The 26,297-nt window shown below is 61.7% G+C and carries 19 protein-coding genes; 10 read left to right on the forward strand and 9 right to left on the reverse strand.

Annotated elements, in window-relative coordinates:
* The first annotated feature begins 73 nt into the window (after positions 1 to 73).
* Positions 74 to 4,522, forward strand: a complete 4,449-nt coding sequence (locus tag AGR7B_RS21705) for a non-ribosomal peptide synthetase (protein ID WP_080857857.1) — start codon at positions 74 to 76, stop codon at positions 4,520 to 4,522.
* 60 nt (positions 4,523 to 4,582) lie between these two features.
* Positions 4,583 to 5,929, forward strand: coding sequence for a condensation domain-containing protein (locus AGR7B_RS21710; RefSeq protein WP_080857858.1), 1,347 nt, complete (start codon positions 4,583 to 4,585; stop codon positions 5,927 to 5,929).
* Between the two features lie 308 nt (positions 5,930 to 6,237).
* Here the strand turns inward: AGR7B_RS21710 and AGR7B_RS21715 are convergent, their stop codons facing one another.
* From AGR7B_RS21715 to AGR7B_RS21745, 7 genes are all read right to left on the reverse strand, one after another.
* Positions 6,238 to 9,075, reverse strand: a complete 2,838-nt coding sequence (locus tag AGR7B_RS21715) for a condensation domain-containing protein (protein WP_080857859.1) — start codon at positions 9,073 to 9,075, stop codon at positions 6,238 to 6,240.
* A 62-nt stretch (positions 9,076 to 9,137) separates the two neighbouring features.
* Positions 9,138 to 9,416, reverse strand: coding sequence for a phosphopantetheine-binding protein (locus AGR7B_RS21720; protein WP_078053260.1), 279 nt, complete (start codon positions 9,414 to 9,416; stop codon positions 9,138 to 9,140).
* Positions 9,409 to 10,248: a siderophore-interacting protein gene (locus AGR7B_RS21725; RefSeq protein ID WP_078053259.1), complete on the reverse strand. Its 840-nt coding sequence runs from the start codon at positions 10,246 to 10,248 to the stop codon at positions 9,409 to 9,411. The genes AGR7B_RS21720 and AGR7B_RS21725 overlap by 8 nt, the downstream gene beginning before the upstream one ends.
* A 234-nt stretch (positions 10,249 to 10,482) precedes the next feature.
* Positions 10,483 to 11,436 carry an ABC transporter substrate-binding protein gene (locus tag AGR7B_RS21730; protein ID WP_078053258.1) on the reverse strand — a complete coding sequence of 318 codons (954 nt, stop codon included), beginning with the start codon at positions 11,434 to 11,436 and terminating at the stop codon, positions 10,483 to 10,485.
* A gap of 23 nt (positions 11,437 to 11,459) precedes the next feature.
* Complete coding sequence (locus AGR7B_RS21735; RefSeq protein WP_080858206.1) at positions 11,460 to 12,524, reverse strand: FecCD family ABC transporter permease; 1,065 nt, start codon at positions 12,522 to 12,524, stop codon at positions 11,460 to 11,462.
* 11 nt (positions 12,525 to 12,535) lie between these two features.
* A complete protein-coding gene (locus AGR7B_RS21740; protein ID WP_080857860.1) occupies positions 12,536 to 13,549 on the reverse strand; it encodes a FecCD family ABC transporter permease in 1,014 nt (337 codons plus the stop codon).
* Positions 13,546 to 14,346 carry an ABC transporter ATP-binding protein gene (locus AGR7B_RS21745; protein WP_080857861.1) on the reverse strand — a complete coding sequence of 267 codons (801 nt, stop codon included), beginning with the start codon at positions 14,344 to 14,346 and terminating at the stop codon, positions 13,546 to 13,548. Before AGR7B_RS21745 ends, AGR7B_RS21740 begins: the two co-directional genes overlap by 4 nt.
* Positions 14,347 to 14,560: 214 nt before the next feature.
* Here AGR7B_RS21745 and AGR7B_RS21750 point away from each other — a divergent pair, with 214 nt between their 5' ends.
* Positions 14,561 to 15,862, forward strand: a complete 1,302-nt coding sequence (locus AGR7B_RS21750) for an NtaA/DmoA family FMN-dependent monooxygenase (protein ID WP_080857862.1) — start codon at positions 14,561 to 14,563, stop codon at positions 15,860 to 15,862.
* Between the two features lie 2 nt (positions 15,863 to 15,864).
* On the opposite strand, the gene AGR7B_RS21755 is transcribed toward AGR7B_RS21750, so the two are convergent.
* On the reverse strand, positions 15,865 to 16,641 hold the full coding sequence (locus AGR7B_RS21755; RefSeq protein WP_065655272.1) for an IclR family transcriptional regulator: 777 nt from the start codon (positions 16,639 to 16,641) through the stop codon (positions 15,865 to 15,867).
* A gap of 297 nt (positions 16,642 to 16,938) precedes the next feature.
* Here AGR7B_RS21755 and AGR7B_RS21760 point away from each other — a divergent pair, with 297 nt between their 5' ends.
* The gene (locus tag AGR7B_RS21760; protein ID WP_080657567.1) at positions 16,939 to 19,005 is read left to right on the forward strand and encodes a TonB-dependent receptor; all 2,067 of its coding nucleotides are present in this window, start codon (positions 16,939 to 16,941) and stop codon (positions 19,003 to 19,005) included.
* Positions 19,006 to 19,085: 80 nt separating this feature from the next.
* Here the strand turns inward: AGR7B_RS21760 and AGR7B_RS21765 are convergent, their stop codons facing one another.
* Positions 19,086 to 20,273, reverse strand: a complete 1,188-nt coding sequence (locus AGR7B_RS21765; RefSeq protein WP_080857863.1) for an acyl-CoA dehydrogenase — start codon at positions 20,271 to 20,273, stop codon at positions 19,086 to 19,088.
* A 96-nt stretch (positions 20,274 to 20,369) separates the two neighbouring features.
* On the opposite strand from AGR7B_RS21765, the gene AGR7B_RS21770 reads away from it, so the two are divergent.
* The 6 genes from AGR7B_RS21770 to AGR7B_RS21795 all read left to right on the forward strand — a co-directional run bounded on the left by AGR7B_RS21770 (position 20,370) and on the right by AGR7B_RS21795 (position 26,295).
* Complete coding sequence (locus tag AGR7B_RS21770) at positions 20,370 to 21,290, forward strand: LysR family transcriptional regulator (protein WP_065655275.1); 921 nt, start codon at positions 20,370 to 20,372, stop codon at positions 21,288 to 21,290.
* A 135-nt stretch (positions 21,291 to 21,425) separates the two neighbouring features.
* Positions 21,426 to 22,487 carry a LacI family DNA-binding transcriptional regulator gene (locus tag AGR7B_RS21775; protein WP_080857864.1) on the forward strand — a complete coding sequence of 354 codons (1,062 nt, stop codon included), beginning with the start codon at positions 21,426 to 21,428 and terminating at the stop codon, positions 22,485 to 22,487.
* On the forward strand, positions 22,484 to 23,506 hold the full coding sequence (locus tag AGR7B_RS21780; protein WP_080857865.1) for an ABC transporter substrate-binding protein: 1,023 nt from the start codon (positions 22,484 to 22,486) through the stop codon (positions 23,504 to 23,506). Before AGR7B_RS21775 ends, AGR7B_RS21780 begins: the two co-directional genes overlap by 4 nt.
* 167 nt (positions 23,507 to 23,673) lie before the next feature.
* The gene (locus AGR7B_RS21785; RefSeq protein ID WP_080857866.1) at positions 23,674 to 24,501 is read left to right on the forward strand and encodes an ABC transporter permease; all 828 of its coding nucleotides are present in this window, start codon (positions 23,674 to 23,676) and stop codon (positions 24,499 to 24,501) included.
* The gene (locus AGR7B_RS21790; protein ID WP_065655279.1) at positions 24,498 to 25,277 is read left to right on the forward strand and encodes an ABC transporter permease; all 780 of its coding nucleotides are present in this window, start codon (positions 24,498 to 24,500) and stop codon (positions 25,275 to 25,277) included. The genes AGR7B_RS21785 and AGR7B_RS21790 overlap by 4 nt, the downstream gene beginning before the upstream one ends.
* The gene (locus tag AGR7B_RS21795; protein WP_080853606.1) at positions 25,270 to 26,295 is read left to right on the forward strand and encodes an ABC transporter ATP-binding protein; all 1,026 of its coding nucleotides are present in this window, start codon (positions 25,270 to 25,272) and stop codon (positions 26,293 to 26,295) included. Before AGR7B_RS21790 ends, AGR7B_RS21795 begins: the two co-directional genes overlap by 8 nt.
* The last annotated feature ends 2 nt before the right edge of the window (positions 26,296 to 26,297 follow it).

Consider the following 26,297-nt stretch of genomic DNA (forward strand, 5'->3'; position numbering starts at 1 on the left):
TCCTGTGCGAGTGGTTGACGATGGCTTATACTTGAGTATGCTAATCATGTTTTGTCAACCGGTACAAACTCACATGCTAAATTTAACCCCGATGCAGGTGGCCTATTGGGTCGGCCGCGAGGCGGATGGAATACTCGGGAAAGTTACGCCGCATCTTTACCTCGAATTCGACGGGCAGGCGGTGGATGCGAAAAAACTGGCCGTTGCCGTCGAAAGGCTCTGCCAGCGTCACCCCATGCTGAGCCTCAGGCTCGATGCTGAAGGGCTTCAGTCCGTCGATCCCGCCGGCCGGCCGCTCCGCCTCGATGTGGAGGACATGGCCGCGCTTGACTCGGAGGCGCTTGCACGCCGTCTTGAGGCGAAGCGTGAGGAATGGAGCCATCGCCGGGCCGATCTTCGCTTTGCCGCACCGGCGGCGATCTCGCTGAGCCTCTTGCCGGAGGGACGTTGCCGTCTGCATGTGGACACAGACATGCTGGCCGTCGATCCGGCCAGCGTGCGGATCGTGATGGAAAACCTTGCCCGCTTTTACGAGACGGCGTCAGGCGCAGACGAAACCCGGACTTTCGAAGCAGTGACCCCGTCGTTTTTCGACTGGGCGGAACGTCTCATGTCTGATCCGGACTTGCGGGGCCTGCGCGAAAGGGACCGCCTGTGGTGGCGGCAACGGCTTGCCGATGTTCCGGACGCTCCGCCGCTGCCGTTTCTGTCCGATGACCCCTTGCGCGCCGTTCACACGGACCGGCTCGCCACGCTGCTTTCAGCGGCGGAGCGCGGCAGTCTGGAGCAGACGGCGCGGCGTTTTTCCGTGACGACATCGACCCTTCTGCTCGGTGTTTTCGCACTGGCGCTGTCTCAGGCGGCGGGGGCGGAAAAATTCCGGCTTTCCGTGCCGGGTTTCTGGCGCGCGCCGCTGGTGCGAGGGGTCGATGAAATCGTCGGCGAATTTTCCAACGTGCTCGTGCTCGGCGTCGATATCAGGCCTGAAGAAACGCTCGAGGCGCTGCTTGGTCGGCTGTTCGATGAGATGAACGGGCTTCTCGCACACCAGTCCTATCCGGGCGTCAGCGTGATGCGCGATCTCTCCCGCCAGCGCGGTGGTTTGCAGACCTCGCCGGTGGTTTTCACCGCCGGGGTCGATCTTCCGGGCGGGGAGCTGTTTTCGGAACGGGTCGGGCGGGTGTTCGGTCCGATGGTCCACACCGTCTCGCAGGGGCCGGGGGTGGCGCTGGATGCGCAGGTGGCGGCGTTGGATGGCGGGTTGCTGATCAACTGGGATGTGCGGCTCGATGCGCTGCCGGAACGCTGGCTGCGCGCCCTGTTCGAAACCTACGTCACTCTTCTCCGCCGGATTGCGGAAAGCCCCGATCTCGCTTGCGAAAGCGTGGAGCGATTGGTCGCGCAGCGGTCGGAAACGGCAGCCGAGGCAAAAGGAAAACCCATGGAACGTCCCCTCTCACCCCTGCAACAGGCCTATCTGCTCGGGCGTGGCACCCATCTGCCGCTGAGCGGCGTGGCGATGCAGGAGTTCCGCGAATATCGCGGCGATATCGACCCGGAACTGCTGCGGTCGCGGCTTGCCGCGATGGTCGCGAGACATGAAAGCCTGCGCACCCGCATCGATGAGCGACGGCTGGTGCAGATGGTCTCCGAAGAGCCGAAGATCAATCTCGATCTCGTCGATCTTTCGGCCCTGTCTCTTTCGCAAGCCGAGGCAAGGATCGACACGGTGCGACGGGATTTTTCCCATGCACATTTCGATCTCGCAGCCTCGCCATGGCAGGTCACTGTGTTTCTTATGCCCGATGCCGGGCTGACGGGGCATAAGGTCGTGGTCTTCCTGCGTTTCGACGCGCTTATACTTGATGGGCGGGCCATTGCCAGCCTCGCGGCGGAACTCTTCGATGGCGTCGTGCCGCCGGAAGCCGCCGCAACGGCCGAAACGCCGAAGGAGGATATTTCGGCGGCCCGTTCCGGGGATGCCGCCTATTGGGCTGAAAAGTTGAAAGATGCCGAGGTGCCCTCGCAACTGCCGTGGAAAGCACCGCTCGAAACCATTCCCACCTCGCGTTACAGCCGCCAGAGCCTGACTGTCGAAAAACAGCGTTTCACCGCCTTTTCACGCATCGGTGCGAAAGAGCGGCTGTTCAAAAATTCGGCGCTGACGGCCGTTATCCTCGATGTGCTCTCGCTCTGGCTCAACGAAGGCGCGCTCGTCGTCGGCATTCCCGTCGCGCCCCAGGTGGAAGGCGCCTTCGCCAACCGCTCCAGCTTCATCGCCGTCCAATGGGATGCGGCCAGGAATAGCTTTGCGGAGCGGGCGGCAGGCCTCCAGACGGATGTGCTGGAAGGGCTGAACCATCTCGCCTTTTCGGGTATCGATCTCAATCGTGTACTTCTCAATGCCAATCCGGGCGGGCTCGCCTTGCCGGTGGTGATCACCAACGGTCTGACCTGGCCGACGCTTTCATCCGAATCGACGATGCAATGGACCGGCGGACTTACCCAGACGCCACAGGTGGCGCTGGATTTCCGCTTTTCGCAGAATCCGCAGGGCGATCTCGTGCTCGATATCGATTATGCCGAGCAGGCGATCGATGCGGCGATGGTGGCGGATATTCTCGCCGCCATCGAGCGTGCGATTGCCTGGATCGCCAATAACGGCGCTTTCTCCTTCAACGCACGCGATATTGTCGACCTGTCCCACTACCGGCTGAACGGCGACGAGAGAAACTTCGCCTGCCCGCCATTTCTGGAACGGATCGCCGGCCATCTTTTCGAGGGCGACCCGTCGCGCACGGCGCTCGTCAGCGGCAAGCGACGTATCTCCTATGGCGAACTCGGTCAGATGGTGGCAGGGGCGATGGCGGGCCTTAAGGCGCGCGGCATCGGCCGCGGTGATGTCGTGGCCGTGTGCCTGCCGCGCAGCCCGGAACATACGGCCATCACGCTCGCCGTAGCGCTGATGGGTGCGGTCTGGGTGCCGGTCGATGCCGGCTCGCCGGAAGATCGCCTGCGCTATCTGCTGACCAATTGCCGCCCGGCGATCATCGTCGCCCGCAGCGTTCCGCAGGGTTTCGACGCTGTCGATCCGGCGGCGCTTCTGTCCGCGCCCGCACCGGCTGGCGCACCCGTTACCATGGCGGAGGTGGCGGCGCTCTCCCAAAGCGAGGAGCCTGCTTACTATCTCTATACCTCCGGCACGACAGGCAAACCGAAATGCGTCGTGCTTTCCAACCGCGCCACGGCCAATGTCATCGGCAGCACGCTTGCGGAATGGGCGGTGACGGATAGCGATGTGTTCATCTCCGTCACGCCACTTCATCACGACATGTCCGTCTTCGATGTTTTCGGTGCGCTCGTCGCAGGAGCGACCCTGGTGTTGCCGGAACCGGGCGAGGAAAAGGATGCGGTGCGCTGGAACGAGCTGGTGGCCGAACATGGCGTCACCCTCTGGTGCTCGGTGCCGGCCATTCTCGAAATGCTTCTCTCCTGCCGCCGTGGCGACCAGCTTGCTTCGCTGCGGCTCGTGGCGCAGGGCGGCGATTACATCAAGCCGATGATTATCGAAGAACTTCGCCGGCTGAAGCCCGGCCTGCGGCTGATATCGCTCGGCGGGCCGACGGAAACCACGATCTGGAGCATCTGGCACGAGATCGTTGCGGAAGATGTGGCGGCCGTGCCCTATGGCCAACCGCTGCCCGCCAATCGTTACTTCGTCCTCAACGATCAGGGTGGCCATTGCCCGGCCGGTGTCGTTGGCCGCATCCATACGGCCGGCGTGAATGTCGCCATCGGTTATCTAGAAGATGGCGCGATTACCCAGACGGATTTCGTGACGGTTGCCGATCCAGAAGGAAACCCCGTGCGCGCCTTCCGCACGGGAGACCGGGGCCGTTACCGGCCGGATGGCAAGATCATGTTTGCCAGCCGCGTCAATGGTTACGTCAAGGTGCGCGGCGTGCGCGTTTCTCTGCCGGATGTGGAAAACGAGCTTATCCGCCATCCTTCCATCCAGCGCGTTCTGGTGGTGGATTACGGCGTCGAACAAAAGGGCGAGGCGGCCATCGGCGTGCTTTACGTCGTTGCACCGGGCCTTGATCTGTCGACCGCCGATCTGCGCAATTTTGCCCGCCAGCATCTGCCGGAATCGCATGTGCCCGGCCGGTTTCTCAAGGTCGACGATCTGCCGCTCTCGGCCAATGGCAAGCCGGATCGCCGTCGCGCCCGCGAATTGCTGACCGGTGCTGCGGAACCGGCAAAAATCTCCGCCCGTGCGGCTCCCGCCGTCGATCAGGGCGACCGCCGGGTGCTGGATATCTATCTCGGCGTGCTGGGTAAAAAACCGGCGAATGTGGATGCGAACAGCGACCTGCTGGCGCTCGGTCTTCTGCCTTCGCATCTGAAAACCGTCTCGGCTGAAATCCGCACTGCCTTCGGCGTGGAGCTCACACCGCAGCAGCTTTTGCGGTGCCGCAACGCCAGACAGGTGACTTCGCTCCTGGCCGCCCGGGCGGCGTGAACCCAATCATTTCGGGTGGCACTTCGCGCCCGATAACGGAAATTGTGCAAGGAAAAACAGATGGCGCATATCGATCCTGCCGGCGGCTGGCTTCCACTGACGCAGCCGCAACTCGATTTCTGGGAGGAGTTTTCCTTCCATCCCGACGACCCGGTTTCCACCGTCGCCCATTACATCGATCTTTCCGGTGCGGTGAATGAAAGCGCGCTCATCGAGGCGATCAAACGCACAGTGCGCGAATCCGAAGTCCTGTCGATCCGTTTCCGCATCGGCGACGATGGCGAGACGCCGCAGCAATGCTGCGATCCAAGCCGTGCCCCTGTGGTGGAGCTTGTCGATCTTCGCGGCGATGCCGCTCCCCTGGAGGAGGCGCTGCGGCGCATGAACGCGGATGTGGAAGCAAGGCTCGATCTCAGAACCGACAGGCTTTCGGCGCAGCTGCTCTACCGTATCGCCGACGATCGTTATCTCTGGTACATCCGCGCCCATCATATCGTCGTTGATGGTTATGGCCTGACGCTGGTTGAGCAGCGCTGCGGCCAGCTTTACGGGCACTATTGCGGCAAAGGTGAAGCGGGTCCGGATTTCCACCCATTCGGCGATTTCCTTGCTGAAGAGGATGCCTACAGGCAAAGCCGGCGTTTTGAAAAGGACCGCGATTTCTGGGCGGCCTATCTCGCCGCACCCGCCGATCTGCCGGTGCTGGACAAGGATTGCGAGGACTATGGCGGCGGTGGCCTGCATACGGACGCGGCCTTGCCGCAGGGTTTCAGCACGCGGTTGCAACAGGTGGCGGGCGCACTGGAGATCGGCTGGCCGGACCTTCTGGTGCTGCTTTCCGGCCTTTATCTCCACCGTGTCCTGCCCCGGCCGGATCGCGATGTGCTGACCTTGTGGCTGCCCTTCATGAGCCGCTGGGGCAGCGTCGGCGCGCATATGCCGGCCATGCTCGTCAATATTTTGCCCTTCCATCTCACCATCGAGCCGGGGGAGAGCCTCGGCGCATTTCTGACGCGCAATGCCGCCAATCTGCGAAAGCAGCGCCTGCATGGCCGCTACCGCATCGAGCAGATCGCCGCCGACCGGGAAATACCGAAGGGCCGGCGCTTCTTCTTCTCGCCGCTCATCAATGTCCTGCCCTTCAGCGCGCCGGTCTTTGCCGGGCTTACCGTTGTCAGGCACATCCTCGCCAATGGTCCCGGCGACGGTTTCAACCTGACCTTCCGTGGCGAAGACGACGGCAGCGAGCTGAACCTGCATATCGATGCGGATTCAGCGCTGACGCAAGCGGAGGATTTCGCCGGTTACCGCGAGGAGTTGCCATTGTTCCTCGATACCATGCTGCGCGAGGAGGCGCTGACGCTTGCGGCGGAGGAGGCGTCCACGGCGTTCCGTCTGGCGGTTTGAGGGGGGGGACGACTGTGGGTGAATGCCAGGCCGGCTTCAGAGTGTGAGGCCGGGCATATGTTGCCGATAAAGACGGACAATCCCTTTTCCGTCATGCCGGACTAGATCCGGCATCCAGCGACGGCGCGTCTGCGCCGCGAAAGGACTCTCTCGCGATCAAGGACTTGACCGCACTTGACCCCGGACCAAGCCCGGGGTGACGGCGTGCGGATGCAGCGGCCGCGGCAATACATTCTCATCAGCATTCACAGGCAAAAATAACCCGGCTCTGCTAAGGCGAAGCCGGGTTTTTCCTGCCCAAGTCCAGCTCAGGCGAGTGTCGTCAGCACGCGGCTCGAAGCGCCGGCTTCGGCAAAGCGGCTGAAGACGCCGCTGGTGGTGTTGCGCAGCCGCTCGACGTCCTGCGGACCGTAGCGGTCCGAACGGTAGCTCATCAGCACACGAATGGAGCGCTCGCCGCCGATCATCTCTTCCATCACCTCGAATTGCAGCCCCAGCATGGATTCATGCTTGTCGGGGTCGATCTGGCGGAACTCCACCGGTTTGCCATCCGGCCCGGCAAGGGTGCCGTTCAGCTTGTTCTTGGCGTGGATCTGGATGAAGACCTCGAACAGATGGTCGCGGCCGGGCGTCATGCCCAGCGCTTCCTCGACGAGATCGATCGGGATTTCGCTATGTTCCAGCGAGCCGTTGATGGTGTTCTTCACCGAAGAAATCAGGTCGCCGACGGTCATTGTCTCGCCGAAACGCACGCGATGGGCGACAACCGTGGTGAAATAGCCGATCGTATCGAAATAACCGCTATCGGTGCGGCCTGAAGCCGAGGTGCCGACCACGAGATCGCTTAACCCGCCGAGATGGCGCAGCGATGCGGCAATGGCGGCGTAAACCACGTTGAACAGCGAGGCGCTGTTCTGCTTGGCAATGGCGTAAAGCCCGTCGCTGACATGTTTTTCCAGCTTGAATTCGATCCAGCCGCCCGCCGGTGCTTCGTCCTGCGATGCCTCGTGCGGCGTGCTGTCCTGTCCGTTGAGGGTAAGGCCTTTCGGCGCATCCCGCAGCATATCGGTCCAGTAGGCGAGGTGGCCGGCATTGACGCCTGACGCGACCTGTTTTCTCGCAAATTCATGGAAGGGCGCCGGCTTGGTGGCAAAGACCGGGGCCTTGCCCGCCGCCCTTGCCCGGTAGGCCTCGGTCAGCTCGTCCATCATCAGGTTCACCGACCATTCGTCGAGTACGATGTGATGGAAAAGGAAGGAAAGCACCTGACGGCCGGTCTGCGCATCCTTAAGGAAGCGCAGCCGCATCGGCAGTTCACGCGCAAGATCGAACCTCCAGCTGGCCTCCGCGTGCCGGTCCACACCTTCGCTTTCTTCGCTGGTCCAGAACCATTTGTAACCGGGCAGATCGTGCATCGGCACGATCTTCTGCAGAACCGTATCGTCTTCGACGTAGAAATGGGTCCGCAGGCCGGGATGGCGCTCGATGATGTCGAGGAAGGCGCATTCGAAGGCATTCTCATCCACGGGATCAAGGAAATCGAGCGCGAAGGGAATGTTGAAGATTTCGCCGAAGCCGAAGGCGGCATAGGCCTTCCAGAGCGACATCTGCGCCAGCGAAAGCGGCGCGGTGAGCGAGCCGCTCGCGGTCGCCTCGGCCTGTGCGGGTGATGCGGTTTCGAGCCGGGTCGCCTGTTTTGCGAGCGAAGCGGCGGTCGGGTAGCTGAACAGGTCGTTGAAGCGCAGCTCGATGCCGTGGTTGCTGAGAAGACGTCCGATGATGCGCGTCGCAATCAGCGAATGGCCGCCGAAATCGAAGAAATCGTCATCCGGCCCCATCTCGGGCGAGACGAGCGCTTCACGGAATTCCGCAAGGATCGTTGCGACGGTGTCGTCGTCGTTTTCACCGGAAGCAGCGGTCGAAAGGGCTGCCTGCTGCGTTGCTGCCACGGTGTTTTGAGGGACGATGCCAGAAAAATCCGCGCCGCCTTCGAGATGGCTGACGAATCGTTCCAGCAGGAAGGCCGTCGCATGCGGCGATGTCTCCCTGCCGCCCGTCAATTCGAGGCGGATATCGCCGGCGGCTGTCGGACCGGCGGCAAGCGTCAGGCCGAGACCGGATTGCAGGGAGGGCAGGGGCAGGTGCTCAAACTGGAGCCCATGCTCTGATATGGCCTGAACGGGTGTCGCAAGCGCCTGCAGCGTGAAGGTGGCGGTTCCGCCTTCATTGTCGTTTCGCTGCTCCAGACCGGACAGCACGGCTTTTTCAGCCTGTTCGGGCGATTGGTCGCGGGAGATCGCTACCCGTGCCGCAGCTTCGGCTGACATCGGCATCGAAGCGCCGACACCGGGCTGCAGGCGCAGGGTTACGGTCTCGGGACCGCCGTTTTTCGCCAGAAAAAGGGCAAAACGCGATCCGGCGCGGGCCAGAAGCGCATTCGTCGCCGTGGAGCTGTTGAGGCCGAGCAGGGTGGCGGGAAGATCGACGCCGTGGCTGTGGCTCGCCGGCCTGTCGATTCCGTTTTGCCGCAGTGCCACGACGGTCGAGCCGGAGGCCGGACGTTGCAGCCAGCCGAGCGGAAGCGGGTCGACACTGTTACTTTCGACCGCGCGCGGCGAAAGCGGTTTCGGTGTCTCACCGGCATAGGCCGCCGTAATGCCTTCCAGCAGGATTTGCGGCGAGAGGACTTCGCCGAGCAGGCCGTGGACCAGAAATGCCAGCAGGATTTCTCCCTCGCTCAAAAGCACGACGGCCTGAAACGGCGGGTCGGTTTCGGCATCGAAGGGCCTTGCCTGCAGGTCGTGCAGCAAGGTCAGGGCCTCGCCCGCCGATGGAACATGCAGCAGTTGCACGATGGATGCTGACGGGGCCTCGATGCTCTTGGCAAGCGTGCCGTCCTCGCCGAAGGCAAAGCGCGCACGAAGCTCGGGCCAGACCTCGCAAACCGTCTTCAGCGCCGAGGTCAGACGCAGCAGATCGCATTCTTCACCGATGCGATAGGCGAGAAGGGCGCGGAAGACCTGATCGGGATCCTGAAACTGCTCGAACCAGACCCGTTCTTCGTATTGGCTCGGCGGGGCTGCATCTCCCCTGTCGAAAGTTTCTTCGATGCGACGTGCGAGCATACGCGTATTGTCTGCTGCCATGGTCCTCTCCTTGGAAATATTCGGGAATCGCGCTCCGGCGCGAAAAGCGCTGTGTCGTGGGATCAATGTCCCGCGCGCGACCGTTCTATGAGCGCCTGCCAGGCGGCAAGCGTGGGCTGCCGGGCCAGATCCTCATAATCGAGCCGCGTCCCGGCAAGCTGGGAAAGCGGTGGCATCAGCCGCATGAGGGCAAGCGAATGAAGCCCGCGACCGAACAGGTTGTCCCCCGGTTCGATGTCGCGCACTTCATCGTCGAGAACCCTGGCGATAAGGGCCTTGAGTTCCGTCATCATCGTTTCCGCCTCCGGCATGGTGTCCGCCGCGATTGCCGGTTCACTCATCGAAATGATCGTGAACGCCGCTGGCGCCGCGCCGCCAGTAACCGGAAGCGCGAGTCCATTTGGGGTTGGCGCCGAATTCTTCGACCAGAAGGGCGCGAACCTCCTTTGCAGCCTTCGATTCGCAGGCGACCCAGCTGAAGAAATCGCCCTTCGGCAGTTCGAGCTTGCGCAGGGCGCCCACCAGCGCGTCGTGGTCGGTTCCGTTTTCCGTCTTCTGCGTCACCCAGACAATAGACGCATCCGCCTTCGTCGTGAGTTCCAGCCGGTCGGCATCCGTCTCTACCTCGATCAGCGCCACGACGCGGGTGCCCTCAGGCATTTCCTGCAGCCGCCGCGCCAGCGCGGGAAGGCCGGTATCGTCGGCAATCAGCAGATGCCAGTCGTAGGTGAAGGGGACGGTGAAAGAGCCGCGCGGACCGGCGATCCACGCTTTGTCACCCGCTTTGGCGGCTTTCGCCCAGTTGCTGGCGGGGCCGTCGTGATGGGTGGCGAAATCGATGGCGAGTTCGCCCTTTTCGGCGTCGAAGCTGCGCGGCGTGTAGTCGCGCGCCAGCGGGCGTGGTGCGCCTTCCGGGAATTCAATGCCGTTCGGGCCGATCACCGGCAGGCTCGGTTCCGTTTCGCCGGACTGGGCAAAGAACATCTTGACGTGGTCGTCGAAACCGAGGCTCGCAAAGCCCTCCAGTTCCGGCCCGGTCAGGACGATGCGGACCATGGACCGGCTGAGCTTTTCGACGCGCGCGACATTGAGCGCGCGCAGCGCGACGGGGTGGCGATGGCGTTTGGGAGTGCGGTCCGGAATGGGGGAATCTATGGTTTCTGGCATGCTCATGCTGTTGTCTTTCCTGGGATATCGCCGACGGGTTCGGCGGTTTCGCTGTCCCGGGTCGGCGTGCCGGACGATCGCGCGTTGGGAATCTCATCCGGCGCGATATTCCGGCGTCGTTGCGTCAAGATGCGCGAACCATAACAGGCGGTTTCGGCCCCGGCAATATAACTTTCTCCAAAAACTCAAGTTTATACCCGGCACATAAATCGTGCCGGGATTGGCTTGGGAGAACGCCGTTCAGCGGCGGCCTGCCCAGCTTTCCACCTCATTCAATGTGTGCAGGGCGCTCGGGATTGAAGGCGTCGTGACCCTGGTGGAATCGAGGAAAACGATCCTTTTCTCGCGCGCCGGTTTTACGAAACGCTCCCAGCCGGGAATGATCTTTTCAAGTGCGGCGCGCGTTCCGGCCTGGCCGCGGGCTGTGCTGGTATAGCTGTTCATCACCACCAGCAGATCGGGATTGAGCTTGCCGAAGGCATCGGCGCTCAGCGGCATCATCAGGGTCGAGCCCATGCCGCCCGAAGAGGCAGCGTTGTCGATCTTCAGGCGGGTATAACCCAGATCCTCCAATGCCTGCACCGCGCCGGACATGTCACCCACCGCATTGATCTGGTCGGTCAGCAGGATCGCGAGATAAGTCTTGCCCTTGATATCGTCGCCCAGCGTCTTTTTGACGGCGGCGAGCTTCGTGTCATAGGTCTTCCGGCGCTCGGCAAAGACATCGCTTCGCCCGACCAGGGCGGCAAGGTTTTCTTCGACGCTGAAACCGTAGGCATGGCCGGTGCTGACTTTTTGCAGATAGACGGGGGCGACGGTGGAGAGTTGTTCGGCCTTGCCGCCATCCATTTCCGTGGCGACGATCAGGTCCGGTTGCAGCGCCCGCAGTTTTTCAAGGTCGATCTGGCCGACCGCGCCGAAACCCTTCGGTTTCGTGCGGCCTTCACCGAGAACGGTGTCGACGAAATCGACGGCGGTGGCGAATTTGCCGTCGCTGTTGCGGCCATAGGCGCCGACCACATTGGCGTCGAGGTCCATCAGCGGCACGCCGAGCAGCGGCTCGTGCATGACGACGATGCGTTGCGGCTTTTCCGGAACGGAGACGGTGCGGCCGGCGGCATCGGTCACGCTGCGCTCGGCGGCGAGGCTCGTTCCGGCGGCCAGAAGTGCGGCGATGAGGATGGCAATTCGCATGGCATTCCCTTTATTCGATGTCTTCAGTGGCTGTTGGTTCTGCGCAGCGCCTGAAGGCGCAGCGTGAGGATGAAAAGCGGAACGCCGATCAGCGTCAGCGCAAGGCCGATCGGCATCGGCGTATCGGCCACCAGCCCGCGCGACAGCGTATCGGCCGTGACGACCAGAATGCCGCCGGTAAGCCCCGACAGGAAAAGCCTGGCGCGCCCGACGGCGGGGGAAACGAAGGTGGCCAGATGCGGGGCGATAACGCCGAGAAAGGTCAGCGGGCCGACGGCGGTAACCGAGGAGGCGCTGAGGATGACCGCAAAAACAATGACGAGCGGGCGCGAATGCCTGACGGTTTCACCGAGCGCCATGGCCATTTCATTGCCGAGATCGAAGACCGCGAGCGCCCGGCCGATGAGAAAAATACCCACGAGGCTTGCGCCAAAGAGGGGCGCGAAAACGAGGATGGTCGACCAGCTTGCCTGAAACAGCGAACCCGCCATCCAGTCGGCCAGCGACAGCGAGGTTTCGGCCGGCGTGTAGAGCAAAAGGACGGAGGAGACGGAGGAAAGCGCCGATTCAATTGCGATGCCCATCAGCAATATGGCAAGGCCGCTCGAGCGTTCCCTTCCGACGAGGGCGATGAGAAGGAAGGCGACGGCCAGACCGCCGCCGACGGCCGCAAGCGCCACCAGTGTCTTGGGTGCGGCCGGCACCAGCACCAGAAGCAGCATGATGGTGGTCATCGACCCCTGGCTCAGACCGAACAGGCCGGGATCGGCGAGCGGATTGCGGGCGACGGATTGCAGCATGGCGCCCGCCAGCGCCACGCTCCAGCCGGCCATGAAACCGATGAGGATACGCGGCAGCCGCACCGTCCACAGTGCATAGGCCTGATCGTCGCCGAGATGCCCGCCCACCAATCCGCGCAGGAGATCGGCGAGGCCCGTTTCGGTATTGCCGAGGCTGACGGACAGGGCGGCGAGCGCCAGCGCCAGCACAAGCAGCGCAAGGCCGGCCTTCAGATTGCCGATGCCGATCTGCAGGCCGGTCGGCAGCCGGAGGACGGCTTTGCCGTCGGTGGCGAAATGCCGTTTCATGAAAGCCCCCTTCATGACAGCCCCCTTGCCGAAGGCGACAGATAGAAGCGCTTGACGATGACGATGAAGACGAGGCCGCCGAGCAGGTCCATGAACAGCCCGGTATTGACCACATAGGGCGCAAACAGGGTTTGCGCGCCAAGATCGGCCAGCACGCAGAGGCCCGCGCCGACAAGCGCGGAGGCCGGCAGGGAAATCGTGAAATTCACGCCAACCAGCGGCCGGATCATATGCGGCACGATGAGGCCGACGAAGCCGATGGGGCCGCAGATCGCCACCGCCGAACCCGAGGCCAGCATGGTGGCGAAGAGCGCGACCCGGGAAATACGCGTGACATTTACACCGGCGGAAGCGGCCTTTTCCGCGCCCAGCAGAACCAGCGTCAGCGGCCGGGCGACCGCCCACAATATGACGAGCGCAATTGCGCCGATCCACCAGAAATCGGTCAGGCGCTCGGCATAGACGTGGTTGATATTGCCGCCCACCCAGCTGAGGAACTCGGCGCGGCGTGTGGGGTTGGAGAGAAGCAGGGCGTTGGTCACGCCGATCAGCAGCATGGAAACCAGCGCGCCGGAAAGGATGAGCGACAGGCCGCGCGGATCGTTCGCCCGCCCGGCGAGACGCGCGACGACGAAGCAGGCGGCAAAACCGAAGCCGGCGCCCGCGAGTGCTGCAAGGCCCTGCATTTCCGGAGGCAAATCGAACACCAGCGCACCGGCAATCACAAAAAGCGTCGCGCCGGCATTCAGCCCCAGGGTGGAGGGCGAGGCGAGGGGATTGCGCACAAGCCCCTGCAGCACACAACCGCTAATGGCCGTCGTCGCCCCCACATAGATGGCAATCAGCGCGCGTGGGATCTGCTGATAGAGAAGCACCGACTGCTCATAGCTGTCGGCCTCGCCGCGCCAGAGCGTCGCCAGGATTTCGGCCGGCGGCATTTCGCCGGACATTACCAGCAGATTGATGGCGAGGATGGCAGCCAGCAGCAGCGCGGCGGCGAAAATCAGCGTTATTTTCGGGGTCATGCCGGGATGGCCTGTTCCTGCCGCTCCAGCCGGGGCACGCAGATGAGCCGCCCCTGCCGGGAGAAGATATCCGCTTCGAGATCGAAGACCTCGGCGACATTTTCGGGTGTGACCGTTGTTTCCACCGGCCCGGACGCCAGAACCCGCCCGGCTTTCAGCATGATGACATCATCGGCGAAGGTGGAGGCGAGGTTGAGATCGTGCAGCACGACGATGACAGTCTTGCCATGCCTGTCCGTCAGTTCGCGCACGAGGCTGAGAACGGCATATTGATATTTCATGTCGAGATGATTGACCGGCTCGTCCATCAGGATCACGTCCGTATCCTGCGCCAGCACCATGGCGATGAAGGCGCGCTGGCGCTGGCCGCCGGAAAGCGTGTTGACCTGCGCTTTCGCCTTGTCTTCCAGCCCAACGGTCTTCAGCGCCTCGGCAAAAAGCGCGCGGTCGCGTTCAGTCGGGCCGCCCGCTAGGCCGTAACGGGCGTAACCGGCAAGCTCGATCAGCTCACCGAGCGTCATATAGTCAGGGCAATGGCACTCCTGCGGCAGATAGGCGATGCGCCGCGCCAGTTCGCGGCGTCCGATCTCGCCGATCGAACGCTCGCCGAGCCTTATTGCCCCGGATGACAGAGGCACAAAACCCATTATGGTCTTCAACAGCGTCGACTTGCCGCAGCCATTGGGGCCGACCAGCGCGGTGACGCGGCCTGATCTGAAACGGGCGGAAAGCCCCCGCAGGACGGGAACATGTCCATAGCTGGCGTGAAGGTCCGTGGCGTCAAGCACCGGATACAACTCCTGTTATTCATACGTCCATGCGTCGAGACGCCGCACGGTCTTTATAAGTATTTGAATTTAAAAGTCTAACCCGTCGAAAAAGCATTTCTTTCCGGCAGGCGCGACGGTGTGGTCTTGAAGCGACACTAAACTATAGTAAAACTCTCCACAAATCGAAATTTGCCGATTCAACGTGCAGATTTCCTGCCGGTTATTTCAGTCGAGGTGCATCATGTCAGTCGCAGCCAAGCTTCATATCGGCATGTCGCTGGCCCCAACCTGGCTCAGCGGCGAGGCATGGCGGCGCGCGGACAGCGATATAAACGGGGTGTTTTCCAGCGATTATTTCGTCGATCTGGCGCAGCGCGCGGAGGCGGCGCATGTGGATTTCGTGTTTCGGCCGGATACGCTTTTTCTGCGCACCGAGGGGCTGGAGACCGGCGGCGGATTTGCCAGCATGGATCCGACCATGCTTCTTGCGGCCATTGCGCGGGAAACCAGCCATGTCGGGCTGTTGTCCACCGTTTCGACCACATTTCTGCCGCCCTATGTGGTGGCCCGCCAGATCCAGTCGCTGAACTGGCTGAGCAACGGCAGGGCGGGGTGGAATATCGTCACGGCGCTTGAGGGGCACGAAAATTTCGGCCTGAAAGAGATGCCTTCGCCGCAGGAGCGTTACGAGCGCGCCGCCGAATTCACGCAGGTGGTGAAAGCGCTATGGGCGAGTTTTCCGAACGAAGCCATCAAACTCGACCGGGAAAGCGGGCGGTTCGCCGATTCTTCGCTGGTGCGGCCGGTGGCGCATGAGGGCAGGCATTTCAGCGTCAAAGGCCCGCTCAACCTGCCGTCCCATGCCAGCCGCATTCCGCTGGTGCAGGCGGGCGCCTCTCCCGAGGGCCGTGATTTCGCCTCGTCGGTGGCCGATGCTGTCTTTGCCTCGACGCCGGACATGCAGGCGGCCATCGAACTCAGGGCGGATTTGCGGCGGCGTGCCGAGGGCCACGGCCGCAACCCCGACGGCGTGAAGCTGATGCCGGGCCTCAGCCTCTATCTCGCGGAGACCGGCAGGGAGGCGCGGGAACTCTTCGCGGAGACCCATGCCCGCGCCAACCGCGCCCGCGCTTTTGCCTCCATTCGCGATATGACGGGTCTTGATCTCACGGACTGGCCGCTCACGCGGATCGTTACCGCCTCCGACCTGCCGCCGCCGCCGGAGACACCGAAAAGCCGCACCCATGCCGGCCTGCTGCGCCGGCTGATCGAGCGGGAGACGCTGAGTGTTGCGGAATTATTGCGACGTCCGGAAGTGATGGGGTCGGGCCATTGGCAGATCATCGGTACTGTTGAAGATGCCCTTGAGGCCATCCGTGAATGGGCGGCTGCCGGTGCGATCGACGGTTTCGTCGCGGTGCCCGGCGGTTCGGTGGCATCCATGCGGCTGGTGCTGGAGCGGCTATTGCCGAAGCTCGCCGATGCCGGGCTTTTCCGCACGGCTTATTCCGGCCGCACCTTTGCTGAACATCTGGCCGAATAGGCTTACGCTCCGCCGGATTCGGCGGTCGCCTGTTCGGCGGCTTCGATCAGCCGGGAAAAATGCCGTTCGGTCTCGGCGGTGGCCACGAAGGATACGGTGGTGACGACACAACAGAGTTCGCCCTGGGCGTCGAAAACCGGCGCCGCCTTGCCCGTCAGGGCGGAGAACAGATGTTCATTGAGTTCCGCGCCGCCGACCTCACGAATGGTTTCCAGAATGCCGGCATCGGGACGGGAGCCACGAAAGGCGGCCGGTTGCAGCCTGCGCACGGCGGCTATCCTGTCCGGTGGCAGGTAGGCCTGAAAAACCAGCCCGCAGGCGCTGTTGTCCAGCGGCAGAACATCGCCGAGCGCTACGGTGCTGATGGAAAAGCTGGCGCTTCTCGCCCACCGCACCACGGTCGGGCCGCGTTCGGTCCAGATCGCCACGCCGCAGCTGGCGCCGATCTCGGAGGCAAGCGCATTCATCTGGCGGCCCGCGGTTTCGACCGGATTGATTCGCCTGAGCGCGCTTATGCCTATTCCGAGCGCCGCAGGTCCGAGGTCGTAACTGCCGCTTGCGGGGTCCTGTATCACCAGCCCCTCCCGCACGAGGCTTTGCATGTAGCGATGCGCCGTGGAGCGGCCGGTGCCGGCGCGTTTGGCCAGTTCGCCAAGTGCCAGCGCCCTGTCCGATCTGGCGAGAAGATTGAGGAAACGCGCCGCGATCGATACCGACTGAATGAGGGCAGAGCGCTTTTCGCCCTCGTTTTCCGGCAGATTGTCCGAATCGTCATCCATGGCGTTCAAGCGCGTTCCCCCGTTTTGTTGAGCATGCCTAACGCATCGCACCGGAAATCGGAATGGATTTCTGCGGACGGAACTATGCTGTTTCCTTTCGAAACGCTGCGGGTGAACAAACGGTGGTCGGTAAACTTTGTTGTAAATATGGCACATCCCGTTACGGAAGCCTTTTTGTCCGCAATACAGAACGCATTCTCTATTGCGAAACGGATAACGCTTCCGTTACTTGAATATGACTTTAATACTCATGTTTATTAGGGGTGTGTGATGGGGTTTAGCTCTAACGGTCGTTTGATGAGCGGGGTCAGCGCTCTGACGCTGGCGACATTGTTTGTGACGCCGGTTCTCGGTCAGGATCAGCAGGCAACGACGGCGGGCACCACCGTCCTGAAGCCGATCGTCGTGACCGGTGAAAAAGTGGCGCGCGACATGAAGAACACGGCGTCGTCCGTTTCGGTCATATCCGGGGATAAAATCAAGAAGGAAAAGACCGGCGACCCGACCGTATCGGAAGCGATCAAGGATATTCCGAACGTCGTTTACACCGACAATGTCAGCGCCCCGATCATTCGCGGACAGGACACACAGGGACCGAATACCGGCTCCATCGCCTTCTTCACCGGCACGGTGCCGCGCGCGACGATCAATGTCGACGGCCATTATCTCGGTTATAACGAGTTCATCTATGGCGCGAGCTCCATCTGGGATGTCGAAAGCATCGAGGTGTTCCGCGGCCCACAGACCACCTCGCAGGGCGCCAACGCCATTGCCGGCGCGATCCTCGTCAACACCAAGGACCCGACCTTTACGCCCGAAGCCAGCTATCAGGCGGAAATCGGCAATTATCACCAGAAGCGCGGTTCCTTCGCCTTTTCCGGTCCGCTGATCGAGGATGAGCTGGCGGCGCGTATGGCGATCGATTATTCCGGCCGCGATACCTTCATCGACTACATCAATTCCGCCTTCGCCCATGAGGGAACGGACCAGAACTTCAAGGAATTCAACGGCCGCTTCAAGCTTCTGTGGGAACCGTCGGAAATTCCCGGCCTTTCGACGAAGCTCACCTATTCCTATAACGCCTCCAACCGGCCGAGCCAGGAAGCGGCGTCGCGCCCCTTCGAGGATCTCAACCACGTCACCACGACGATGCCGAATTTCAGCCAGTACACCAATACCGGCATTCTCGACATCAACTACGATTTCGAAAACGGCGTGAAACTGTTCAACCAGACGCAGTTCTCCTCGTCCATCGCCAAGCGCCGGGTCGGCATTGCGAATACGGGTGATGCCGATATCGACCTGAAGAACACGTCCCATGAAACACGCGTGACCTTCGGTGATCAGGAAGACGTGCTGAGCGGTGTCGCGGGTATTTATTACGCACATACGAAAGCCGACGAGGTGCTTTATCTGCGCGGAACCTCGCGCTTCAACGATACCAAGGACAATCTCGGCCTCTTCAGCGAGTTGAGCTATCGCCTGACCGATCAATGGACCCTGACGGGTGGCCTGCGCTACCAGCAGGACCAGATTCAGCGCGCCGGTTACCGGACGCTCTCCGCCACCAGCAGAAGCTCGGTCAATTATGACGAAACCTTCTCGGAAATCCTGCCCAAGGCGTCGCTGGCCTACGCCATCAATGACGACTGGACGGTGGGCGGCCTGATCAGCCGCGGTTACAATCCCGGCGGCGTCGCATTCGACCTGACGACCAGCAAATGGCGCACCTTCGACAAGGAAACCATCTGGAACTACGAGCTGTTTACCCGCGCCAGCCTGCTGGACGATACGCTGACGGTGAACGGCAACCTGTTCTACATGGACATGAAAAACGCCCAGTTTAACGTGCCGGTGGTTGTCTCCACGGGCATCAGCGAATCCTACACCGTCAATGCCGAGGAGGCCCATGCCTACGGTCTGGAAATTGGTGTGGATTATCAGGTCCTCGACAATCTGACGCTGAAGGCCAGCGCCGGTCTGCTGAAGACGAAAATCGACGAGATTTCCAGCAATGCCGCCTATGTCGGCAAGGAATTCGCCAAGTCGCCGGGTTACAGCTTCACCGTCGGCGCTAGCTGGGACGTGACGGATAAATTCACCGTTTCGGGGCAGGTGCGCCATCTCGACGGCTATTATTCCGACACGGATAACAAGGCCGTTTATGCAATCGATCCCTATACGATCGCGGATGTGCGGGCGAGCTACAAGTTCCAGGAGGAGCTTGAATTCTACGCTTACGTCAAGAACGTCTTCGATGAGCGCGCACCGACGCTGATGAAGGAAAACCGCGGCATTGGCGGCATCGAGGCAAGCATGACCGAACCGCGCATGTTTGGCGTCGGTATTCGCGGCACGTTCTGAGCGATTGCCGGATTTGAAAAGCAAAAGGCCTTCGAAGTGATCTTCGAAGGCCTTTTTGATGAAACGACGCGGATAAAGTCTCAGAAAAACGCCTGAATGCCCGTCTGCGCCCGGCCGAGGATTAACGCGTGGACGTCGTGAGTGCCCTCATAGGTGTTGACCGTCTCAAGGTTCTGGGCGTGGCGCATGACGTGATATTCGATCTGAATGCCGTTGCCGCCATGCATGTCGCGGGCCTGGCGGGCGATATCCAGCGCCTTGCCGCAATTGTTGCGCTTGATGATGGAGATCATTTCCGGCGCCATCTTATGCTCGTCCATCAGTTGGCCGACGCGGAGCGATGCCTGAAGGCCGAGCGCGATCTCGGTCTGCATGTCGGCAAGCTTCTTCTGGTAAAGCTGCATGCCGGCGAGCGGCTTGCCGAACTGCTTGCGGTCGAGACCATATTGCCGGGCGCGGAACCAGCAATCTTCCGCAGCCCCCATGACACCCCAGGAAATGCCGTAACGGGCGCGGTTGAGGCAGCCGAACGGGCCTTTCAGGCCGGAAACATTGGGCAGCAGCGCGTCTTCGCCCACTTCCACACCGTCCAGAACGATCTCGCCGGTGATGGAGGCGCGCAGCGACAGCTTGCCGCCGATTTTGGGAGCGGAGAGGCCCTTCATGCCCTTTTCCAGCACGAAGCCGCGGATCTGGTTGTCATGGGCTTCCGATTTCGCCCAGACGACGAAGACATCGGCGATTGGCGCATTGGAAATCCACATTTTCGAACCGCGCAGGCGATAGCCGCCGGCGATCTTTTCGGCGCGGGTCTTCATGCCGCCGGGATCGGAGCCGGCATCCGGCTCGGTCAGGCCGAAACAGCCGATCAGCTCGCCGGAGACGAGGCCGGGCAGGTATTTCTTCTTCTGCTCGTCAGAGCCATAGGCGAAGATCGGATGGATGACGAGCGAGGACTGCACGCTCATCATCGAGCGGTAACCGCTGTCGATCCGCTCCACCTCGCGGGCGATGAGGCCGTAAGCCACATAGCTGGCATTGGCCGCGCCATATTCTTCCGGCAGGGTGACGCCGAGCAGGCCGGTGCGGCCCATCAGGCGGAACAGTTCCGGTTCGGTGGTCTCGGAAAGATAGGCTTCGGAGACACGCGGCAAGAGTTCGGATTTGCCGAAGGCGGCGGCGGCGTCGCGGATCATCCGCTCGTCATCGGTCAGTTGGTCTTCGAGCAGAAAAGGGTCCTGCCAATTGAATGCTGCGTGTTCGCTCACGTGATGCCTCCGGATTTGCTGGCCGGATTATTGGTATTCGAGCCAGTCGGCACAAGCCATGTTTACTCATTTTTGCATTACATATAGTAATGGCTCATGACGTCTCTCAGCCGCAAACTCCTGCCCTCCACCAGTGCGCTCGCCGCCTTCGATTCCGTTGCCCGGCTTGGCAGCTTTTCCGCGGCCGCCGATGAGCTTGCCCTGACGCAGGGGGCGATCAGCCGGCAGGTTATGTCACTGGAAGAACAGCTTGGGGTGCGCCTTTTCGAGCGCGGTGCGCGCGGCGTGGCGCTGACGGCGGAAGGCCGTGCCTATGCAAAATCCATCGCATCGGCGCTTGGCGAAATACGCTCCGCCTCGCTCCAGATCATGACCAAAACGCATGGCAATACGCTGAACCTCGCCATGCTGCCCACCTTCGGCACCCGCTGGCTTCTGCCGCGTATCCCGGATTTCGTGGCGAACCACCCCGAAATCACCATCAATTTCGCCACCCGCATCGGGCAATTCGATTTTGAGCGCGAGCAGCTGGATATGGCGATCCATATCGGCCAGGCCGATTGGCCGGGGGCGGAGAGCACCTTTCTCATGCATGAAATGGTCGCGCCGGTGTGCAGCCCGCAATTTCTCAGCGCTCACCCGGTGGAAAGGGGCGAGGATATCGCCGCCCTGCCGTTGCTGCACATGGCCTCGCGGCCCGGAGCATGGGGCCACTGGTTCGAAAGCCTGGGACTGTCGCTCGCCTTGCCGCAGGGCATGCGCTTCGAGCAGTTCTCCAGCGTGGCGCAGGCCTGCATCGCCGGGCTCGGTGTGGCGCTGATGCCGCTGTTTCTGATCGATAACGAGCTGAAATCCAAGCAGCTGGTCAAAGCCTTCGATCATCAGGCGAGAAGCCCCAGTTCCTATTATGCGGTGGCGCCGCTTTCGCGTGCCAATCACGTGCCGGTCGTGCTGTTTCGCGATTGGCTGGTGCGCCAGGTTGAGGCTTATCGCGCCGCCAGCACTCAGGCCCTGTAAAAAATAATCGCTCTTTTTTCGGGCATTTAACCTTTGTGCCCAGCTTTTCGCCGTATTTCGCCGGCGCAGGACTCGACAGCGGCCCGCGCCTCGCTTATTCTGATTAAACGTTTAATCAGCCTTCCCGGACCATCCATGGCGTCGTCACGGCCTGCCACCAATCTGAGCGCGATAGCAGCGGCACTCGGCGTGTCGGTTGCAACCGTGTCCAATGCGCTGTCGGGTAAAGGCCGTGTTTCACCTGATCTGGTAGAGCGAATCCGCAAGACGGCAAGTGAACTGGGTTATGTGCCGAGTTCGGCGGGCAGGGCGTTGCGCACCGGCAGAAGCGGTGTTCTGGGGCTGGTTCTGCCTGACATTGCTAACCCGCTCTTCCCGCAGATCGCGCAGGCCATTGAAAAGGCTGCCGTTACTGCCGGTTACGGCGTGCTGATCGCCGACTCCCGTGGCGATATCGCCATGCAGACGGATGCGATCAACCGGCTGATCGAGCGCGGGGTCGATGGTATGGTGGTCGTTCCCCGCCGTGGCACGCGCATTTCCGATGTCGATTGCCCGGTCGCCGTCATCGACAGCCCGTCGACACCGGGCAATACCGTTGCCGCCGACCATTGGGATGGTGGCCGGCAGGTGGGTGACTATCTGGCAGGCCTTGGCCACCGCAAGGTGGTGCTGGTGGGCAAGAACCGCGATTCCAATGTGCAGAATGACCGTCTCGGCGGCATTCGTGATGGTCTTGGCAAGGCCTGCGTGACCCGGACGCTCTGGATCGACAGCATCGAAGAGGCTGACGGTGCGGGTTGCCGGCTGGGGCTTGCCGATCTGGTGGCGGATGGTTTTACCGGCTTTGCCGCCATTTCCGACCTGCATGCGCTGCGGGCGCTGACCGAGTTGCAGCGCGAGGGCATCGAGGTGCCGGAAGAAGCAAGCGTCACCGGTTTCGACGATCTCATCTTTTCCGCCGTGGTCACCCCGCCGCTTACGACCATGCGCATGGATATGGGCCGCATCGCTGATCTGGCCGTCGGCGCGCTGCTGCGCGCGATCGATGGCGCCGGCGAAAACGGCATCGCGGGCGAAGTGACCGCGGAAATCTCGAAAGTACCGATGGCGCTGATCATGCGCGGCTCCACCGGCAAGGCAAAGCATGATGCGATTGAAGCCAAAAAAACGACAGCAGGAGAACTCACACCATGAAAAAGATCATTCTCGCATCGGGCACCGCCCTGATGCTGACGATGGGGGCCGCTGAGGCGCAGGACAAGACGCTGACGATTTCCGTCTACGCCTTCGCGCAGGACGAATTCAAGGAACTGGTCTATACGCCGTTCGAAAAGCAATGCGGCTGCAAGCTGGTTGTCGAGACCGGCAACAGCGTCGAGCGTCTGGCCAAGATGGAGGCCAACAAGGCCAATCCGGTGGTCGATCTCGCCATCGTCTCCATGGCGGATGCGCTTTCGGCCACCCGCAAGGATCTGATCCAGAAGATCGATGCTTCCAAGGTTCCGAATATCGAAAAGCTCTATGACATCGCCAAGGATCCGAATGGCGACGGCATGAGCGTCGGCGTCAATTTCTACGCCACCTCAATCGTTTACCGCACCGACAAGATGAAGATCGATAGCTGGGCCGATCTTTTGAAGGACGGTATCGTCGACCACGTAGCCTTCCCGAATGTTACCACCAATCAGGGCCCGCCGGCGCTTTATATGCTCGGCAAAGCTATCGGCAAGGACACGCCCGATCTTTCCGGCGCCATCGAGGCCGTGGGCGAAAAGAAGGACGACATCGTCACTTTCTACGTCAAATCCTCGCAGTTGGTGCAGTTGATGCAGCAGGAAGAAATCTGGGCAGCCCCGATCGGCCGCTTCTCCTGGGCGCCTTTCACCAAGCTCGACCTGCCGCTTGCCTGGGCGACGCCCAAGGAAGGCCAGACCGGCGGCATGAACGTGCTCGTGGTGCCGAAGGGCACGAAAAACGAAGATCTGGCGTTGCAGTTCATGGATTTCTGGCTATCGACCGACGTTCAGAAGGCGCTGGCCGAAAAGCTGGTGGACAGCCCGACCAACAGGGAAGTCAAGGTTTCCGATGAGGTGGCGAATAACATCACCTATGGCGACGAAACCGCAAAAAGCCTCCAGCTCATTCCGTCCGACGTGACGCTTGATAACCGCGACAAGTGGCTGTCGGAGTGGAACGCGAAGGTGGGCCAGTAAGCCCATTCACCGTTTGGAATGGGGCATTTAAATGTCCGCAAGGGCGGCTCCATTCCCGGAAAAGCGGTTCGGTCGTCCCCTGACCGCTTTTCCACCCTTTTTGATCGTAGGCCGGCGCGTCTGGCTGCCGTAACAACCGGCCCTCAGGCCGTTCAGGGAATAAACCCATGTTTCAGAACCGGGCCGAAGCGCTGGCGCTTGCCTTGCCTGCCGCAATTTTCGCGGCGGCGGTCTTTCTTGTGCCGGTCTTCATGCTGCTGTCGGAGGGTTTTCGCACCGCCGATGGCTGGACGTTGTCGGCTTACGCCGATTTCTTCACCGATCCGTTGAACCAGACGGTTTTCCTGCGCACCCTGAAGCTCGGCGCGCTTGTCACCATCGTCTCGGCGGTGGTGGGTTATGCGGCGGCCTTCGCCATCGTCAACCTGTCGCAGGGCGCGAAGGGGCACGTCGTCAATCTGGTCGTGCTGCCGCTGATGATTTCACCCGTCGCCCGCACCTATGCCTGGATCGTCATTCTGGGTCGAACCGGCATCGTCAATCAGGCGCTGCAGGCTGTCGGCCTCAGCGACGGGCCGATCCGCATCCTGTTTTCCGAAACGGCCGTCTTCATCGGCCTTCTGCAACTCTTCCTGCCATTGATGATCATCTCGCTCATTAGCGCGCTTGAGAACATGCCGAAGGATACGATTGCGGCTGCCCGCGTTCTCGGCGCAAGCTGGCTGCAGGTGTTCTGGAAGGTCATCCTGCCGCTCACCAAGGAAGGGCTGGTCGTCGGCGGCACGCTGGTCTTCACCGGTTCGCTCACGGCCTATATCACGCCCGCCATTCTCGGCGGCTCGAAGGTGCTGATGCTGGAAACCCTGCTTTACCAGCAGGTGACGGTTTCCAACAATTTCGTCTCCGCCAGCGTCATCGCCTTCATCCTGATCGTCATGAGCTTTGCCGCCAATATCCTGCTGAAGCGCATCGCCACCGCAAGGAACAAGAAATGACCCGGCAGCTCTTCATTCCGCTCACGCTTCTGCTTGTCGTCGGTTTCCTGATCGGGCCGTTCCTCATCATCGTTGCGGCCTCGTTTTCGGCCGGCGATACGCTCGCCTTTCCGCCGCAGGGCTTTTCGCTGAAGTGGATCGCCAAGGTCTTCACGGTCGAGAGCTTCCGGGAAAGCTTTGCCATGTCGATGTTCCTCGCCATCGGCGGCACGTTTGCGGCGCTCATCCTCGGCATTCCCGCCTCCTACGCCATGTCGCGCTACAAGCTGCCTTTTGCCGAGACGGTGCGCACCATCGTTTCCGCGCCGATCATCGTGCCGGGTATCATCGTCGGCTTAGCGCTGCTGCGTTATTTCGTCGTGCCTTTCGGCATCGGCATCACGCTTGCTTTGTTCCTCGCCCACACGGCGCTCATCCTGCCCTATGCGGTGCGGGTGGTGTCGGCCAGCCTCAACAATCTGCGCTCGGATATCGAGGAGGCGGCGGTGCTGCTCGGCTCGTCGCGGGTCGGGGCGTTTTTCCGCGTCGTGTTGCCGAATATTCGCGGCGGCATTCTCTCAGCCTTCATTCTCGGTTTCGTAACGAGCTTCAACCAGGTGCCGGTGTCGCTGTTCCTGTCAGGCCCCGGCGTTCGCACGCTGCCCATTGATATGCTGGGCTACATGGAAATCGTCTTCGATCCTTCCGTGGCCGCACTCTCCTCGCTGCTCGCCTTCCTTTCCATCGGCATCGTCTTCATGGCCGAACGTTTCCTGGGGTTCTCCCGTTATGTCTGACGCAAATTACCTTTCGCTCAAAAAAGTCTCGCTCGCCTATGGCGGCAATGTCGCCGTCAAGGACCTCGATCTCGATATCCGCAAGGGCGAGCTGCTCGCGCTTCTTGGGCCTTCCGGCTGCGGCAAGACCACGACGATGCGCGCCATTGCCGGGCTGATGCCGGTGGCGGGCGGGCGCATCGATCTCGATGGGGCAGACATTACCCGGGTGGCCGCGAACAAGCGTGCCGTGGGACTGGTGTTCCAGTCCTATGCGCTCTTCCCGCATCTGACGGTCTATGAAAACGTCGCCTTCGGCCTGAAGCTCAAGGGCATGAACGGCAAGGCGCTGGAGGACAAGGTTGCCTCCGGCCTGAAGTCGGTGGGCTTGTCCAGCTTCGCCTCGCGAAAGCCTGCGGAGCTTTCCGGCGGCCAGCAGCAGCGCGTGGCGCTGGCGCGCTCCATGGTCATGGAGCCGAAGGTGCTCTTGCTCGATGAGCCGCTCTCCAACCTCGATGCCCGCCTGCGCCTTGAAATGCGCACCGAATTGCAGCGCGTGCAGAAGGAAACCGGCGTGACGATGATCTTCGTCACCCATGACCAGATCGAGGCTTTGGCGCTCGCCGACCGCATTGTCGTCATGAAGGGCGGCAAGATTGAGCAGATCGGCACGCCGGAAGAGATCTACAACGCGCCGGTTTCATCCTTCGTGGCGGATTTCGTCGGCTTCGAAAACATCTTCGCGCTGGAAGGCGGCGCGCTCAAAACCGCAAACGGCACAACACCGCTTCCCGGACCAGTCCTTTCAGCATCCGGACTGGCCTGGCGGCCGCGCATGGTCACCCTCGGTTCAGGTCCTTTCCAGGGAACCGTGCGCGGCACCTCCTTTGCCGGCAACAGCCGCGAATATCTGCTCGATACGCCGCTCGGCCCCATCAAGGCGGAAACGGACGCCGCCCTGACCTCCCACGCAATCGGCGATACGCTCGCCTTCGACCTGCCGGTCGAAAAGGCGGCGAGCCTCAAGGTGTTCAACTGACC

This window comes from Agrobacterium deltaense RV3 (assembly GCF_900013505.1).
In the GTDB taxonomy this organism is placed as follows: domain Bacteria; phylum Pseudomonadota; class Alphaproteobacteria; order Rhizobiales; family Rhizobiaceae; genus Agrobacterium; species Agrobacterium leguminum.

What these genes read in the sequence shown, in the direction of transcription:
- AGR7B_RS21705 (WP_080857857.1), top strand. Translation starts at nt 74, where the DNA reads ATGCTAAATTTAACCCCGATGCAGGTGGCCTATTGGGTCGGCCGCGAG.
- AGR7B_RS21710 (WP_080857858.1), top strand. Translation starts at nt 4,583, where the DNA reads ATGGCGCATATCGATCCTGCCGGCGGCTGGCTTCCACTGACGCAGCCG.
- AGR7B_RS21715 (WP_080857859.1), bottom strand. Translation starts at nt 9,075, where the DNA reads ATGGCAGCAGACAATACGCGTATGCTCGCACGTCGCATCGAAGAAACT.
- AGR7B_RS21720 (WP_078053260.1), bottom strand. Translation starts at nt 9,416, where the DNA reads ATGAGTGAACCGGCAATCGCGGCGGACACCATGCCGGAGGCGGAAACG.
- AGR7B_RS21725 (WP_078053259.1), bottom strand. Translation starts at nt 10,248, where the DNA reads ATGAGCATGCCAGAAACCATAGATTCCCCCATTCCGGACCGCACTCCC.
- AGR7B_RS21730 (WP_078053258.1), bottom strand. Translation starts at nt 11,436, where the DNA reads ATGCGAATTGCCATCCTCATCGCCGCACTTCTGGCCGCCGGAACGAGC.
- AGR7B_RS21735 (WP_080858206.1), bottom strand. Translation starts at nt 12,524, where the DNA reads ATGAAACGGCATTTCGCCACCGACGGCAAAGCCGTCCTCCGGCTGCCG.
- AGR7B_RS21740 (WP_080857860.1), bottom strand. Translation starts at nt 13,549, where the DNA reads ATGACCCCGAAAATAACGCTGATTTTCGCCGCCGCGCTGCTGCTGGCT.
- AGR7B_RS21750 (WP_080857862.1), top strand. Translation starts at nt 14,561, where the DNA reads ATGTCAGTCGCAGCCAAGCTTCATATCGGCATGTCGCTGGCCCCAACC.
- AGR7B_RS21755 (WP_065655272.1), bottom strand. Translation starts at nt 16,641, where the DNA reads ATGGATGACGATTCGGACAATCTGCCGGAAAACGAGGGCGAAAAGCGC.
- AGR7B_RS21760 (WP_080657567.1), top strand. Translation starts at nt 16,939, where the DNA reads ATGAGCGGGGTCAGCGCTCTGACGCTGGCGACATTGTTTGTGACGCCG.
- AGR7B_RS21770 (WP_065655275.1), top strand. Translation starts at nt 20,370, where the DNA reads ATGACGTCTCTCAGCCGCAAACTCCTGCCCTCCACCAGTGCGCTCGCC.
- AGR7B_RS21775 (WP_080857864.1), top strand. Translation starts at nt 21,426, where the DNA reads ATGGCGTCGTCACGGCCTGCCACCAATCTGAGCGCGATAGCAGCGGCA.
- AGR7B_RS21780 (WP_080857865.1), top strand. Translation starts at nt 22,484, where the DNA reads ATGAAAAAGATCATTCTCGCATCGGGCACCGCCCTGATGCTGACGATG.
- AGR7B_RS21785 (WP_080857866.1), top strand. Translation starts at nt 23,674, where the DNA reads ATGTTTCAGAACCGGGCCGAAGCGCTGGCGCTTGCCTTGCCTGCCGCA.
- AGR7B_RS21790 (WP_065655279.1), top strand. Translation starts at nt 24,498, where the DNA reads ATGACCCGGCAGCTCTTCATTCCGCTCACGCTTCTGCTTGTCGTCGGT.
- AGR7B_RS21795 (WP_080853606.1), top strand. Translation starts at nt 25,270, where the DNA reads ATGTCTGACGCAAATTACCTTTCGCTCAAAAAAGTCTCGCTCGCCTAT.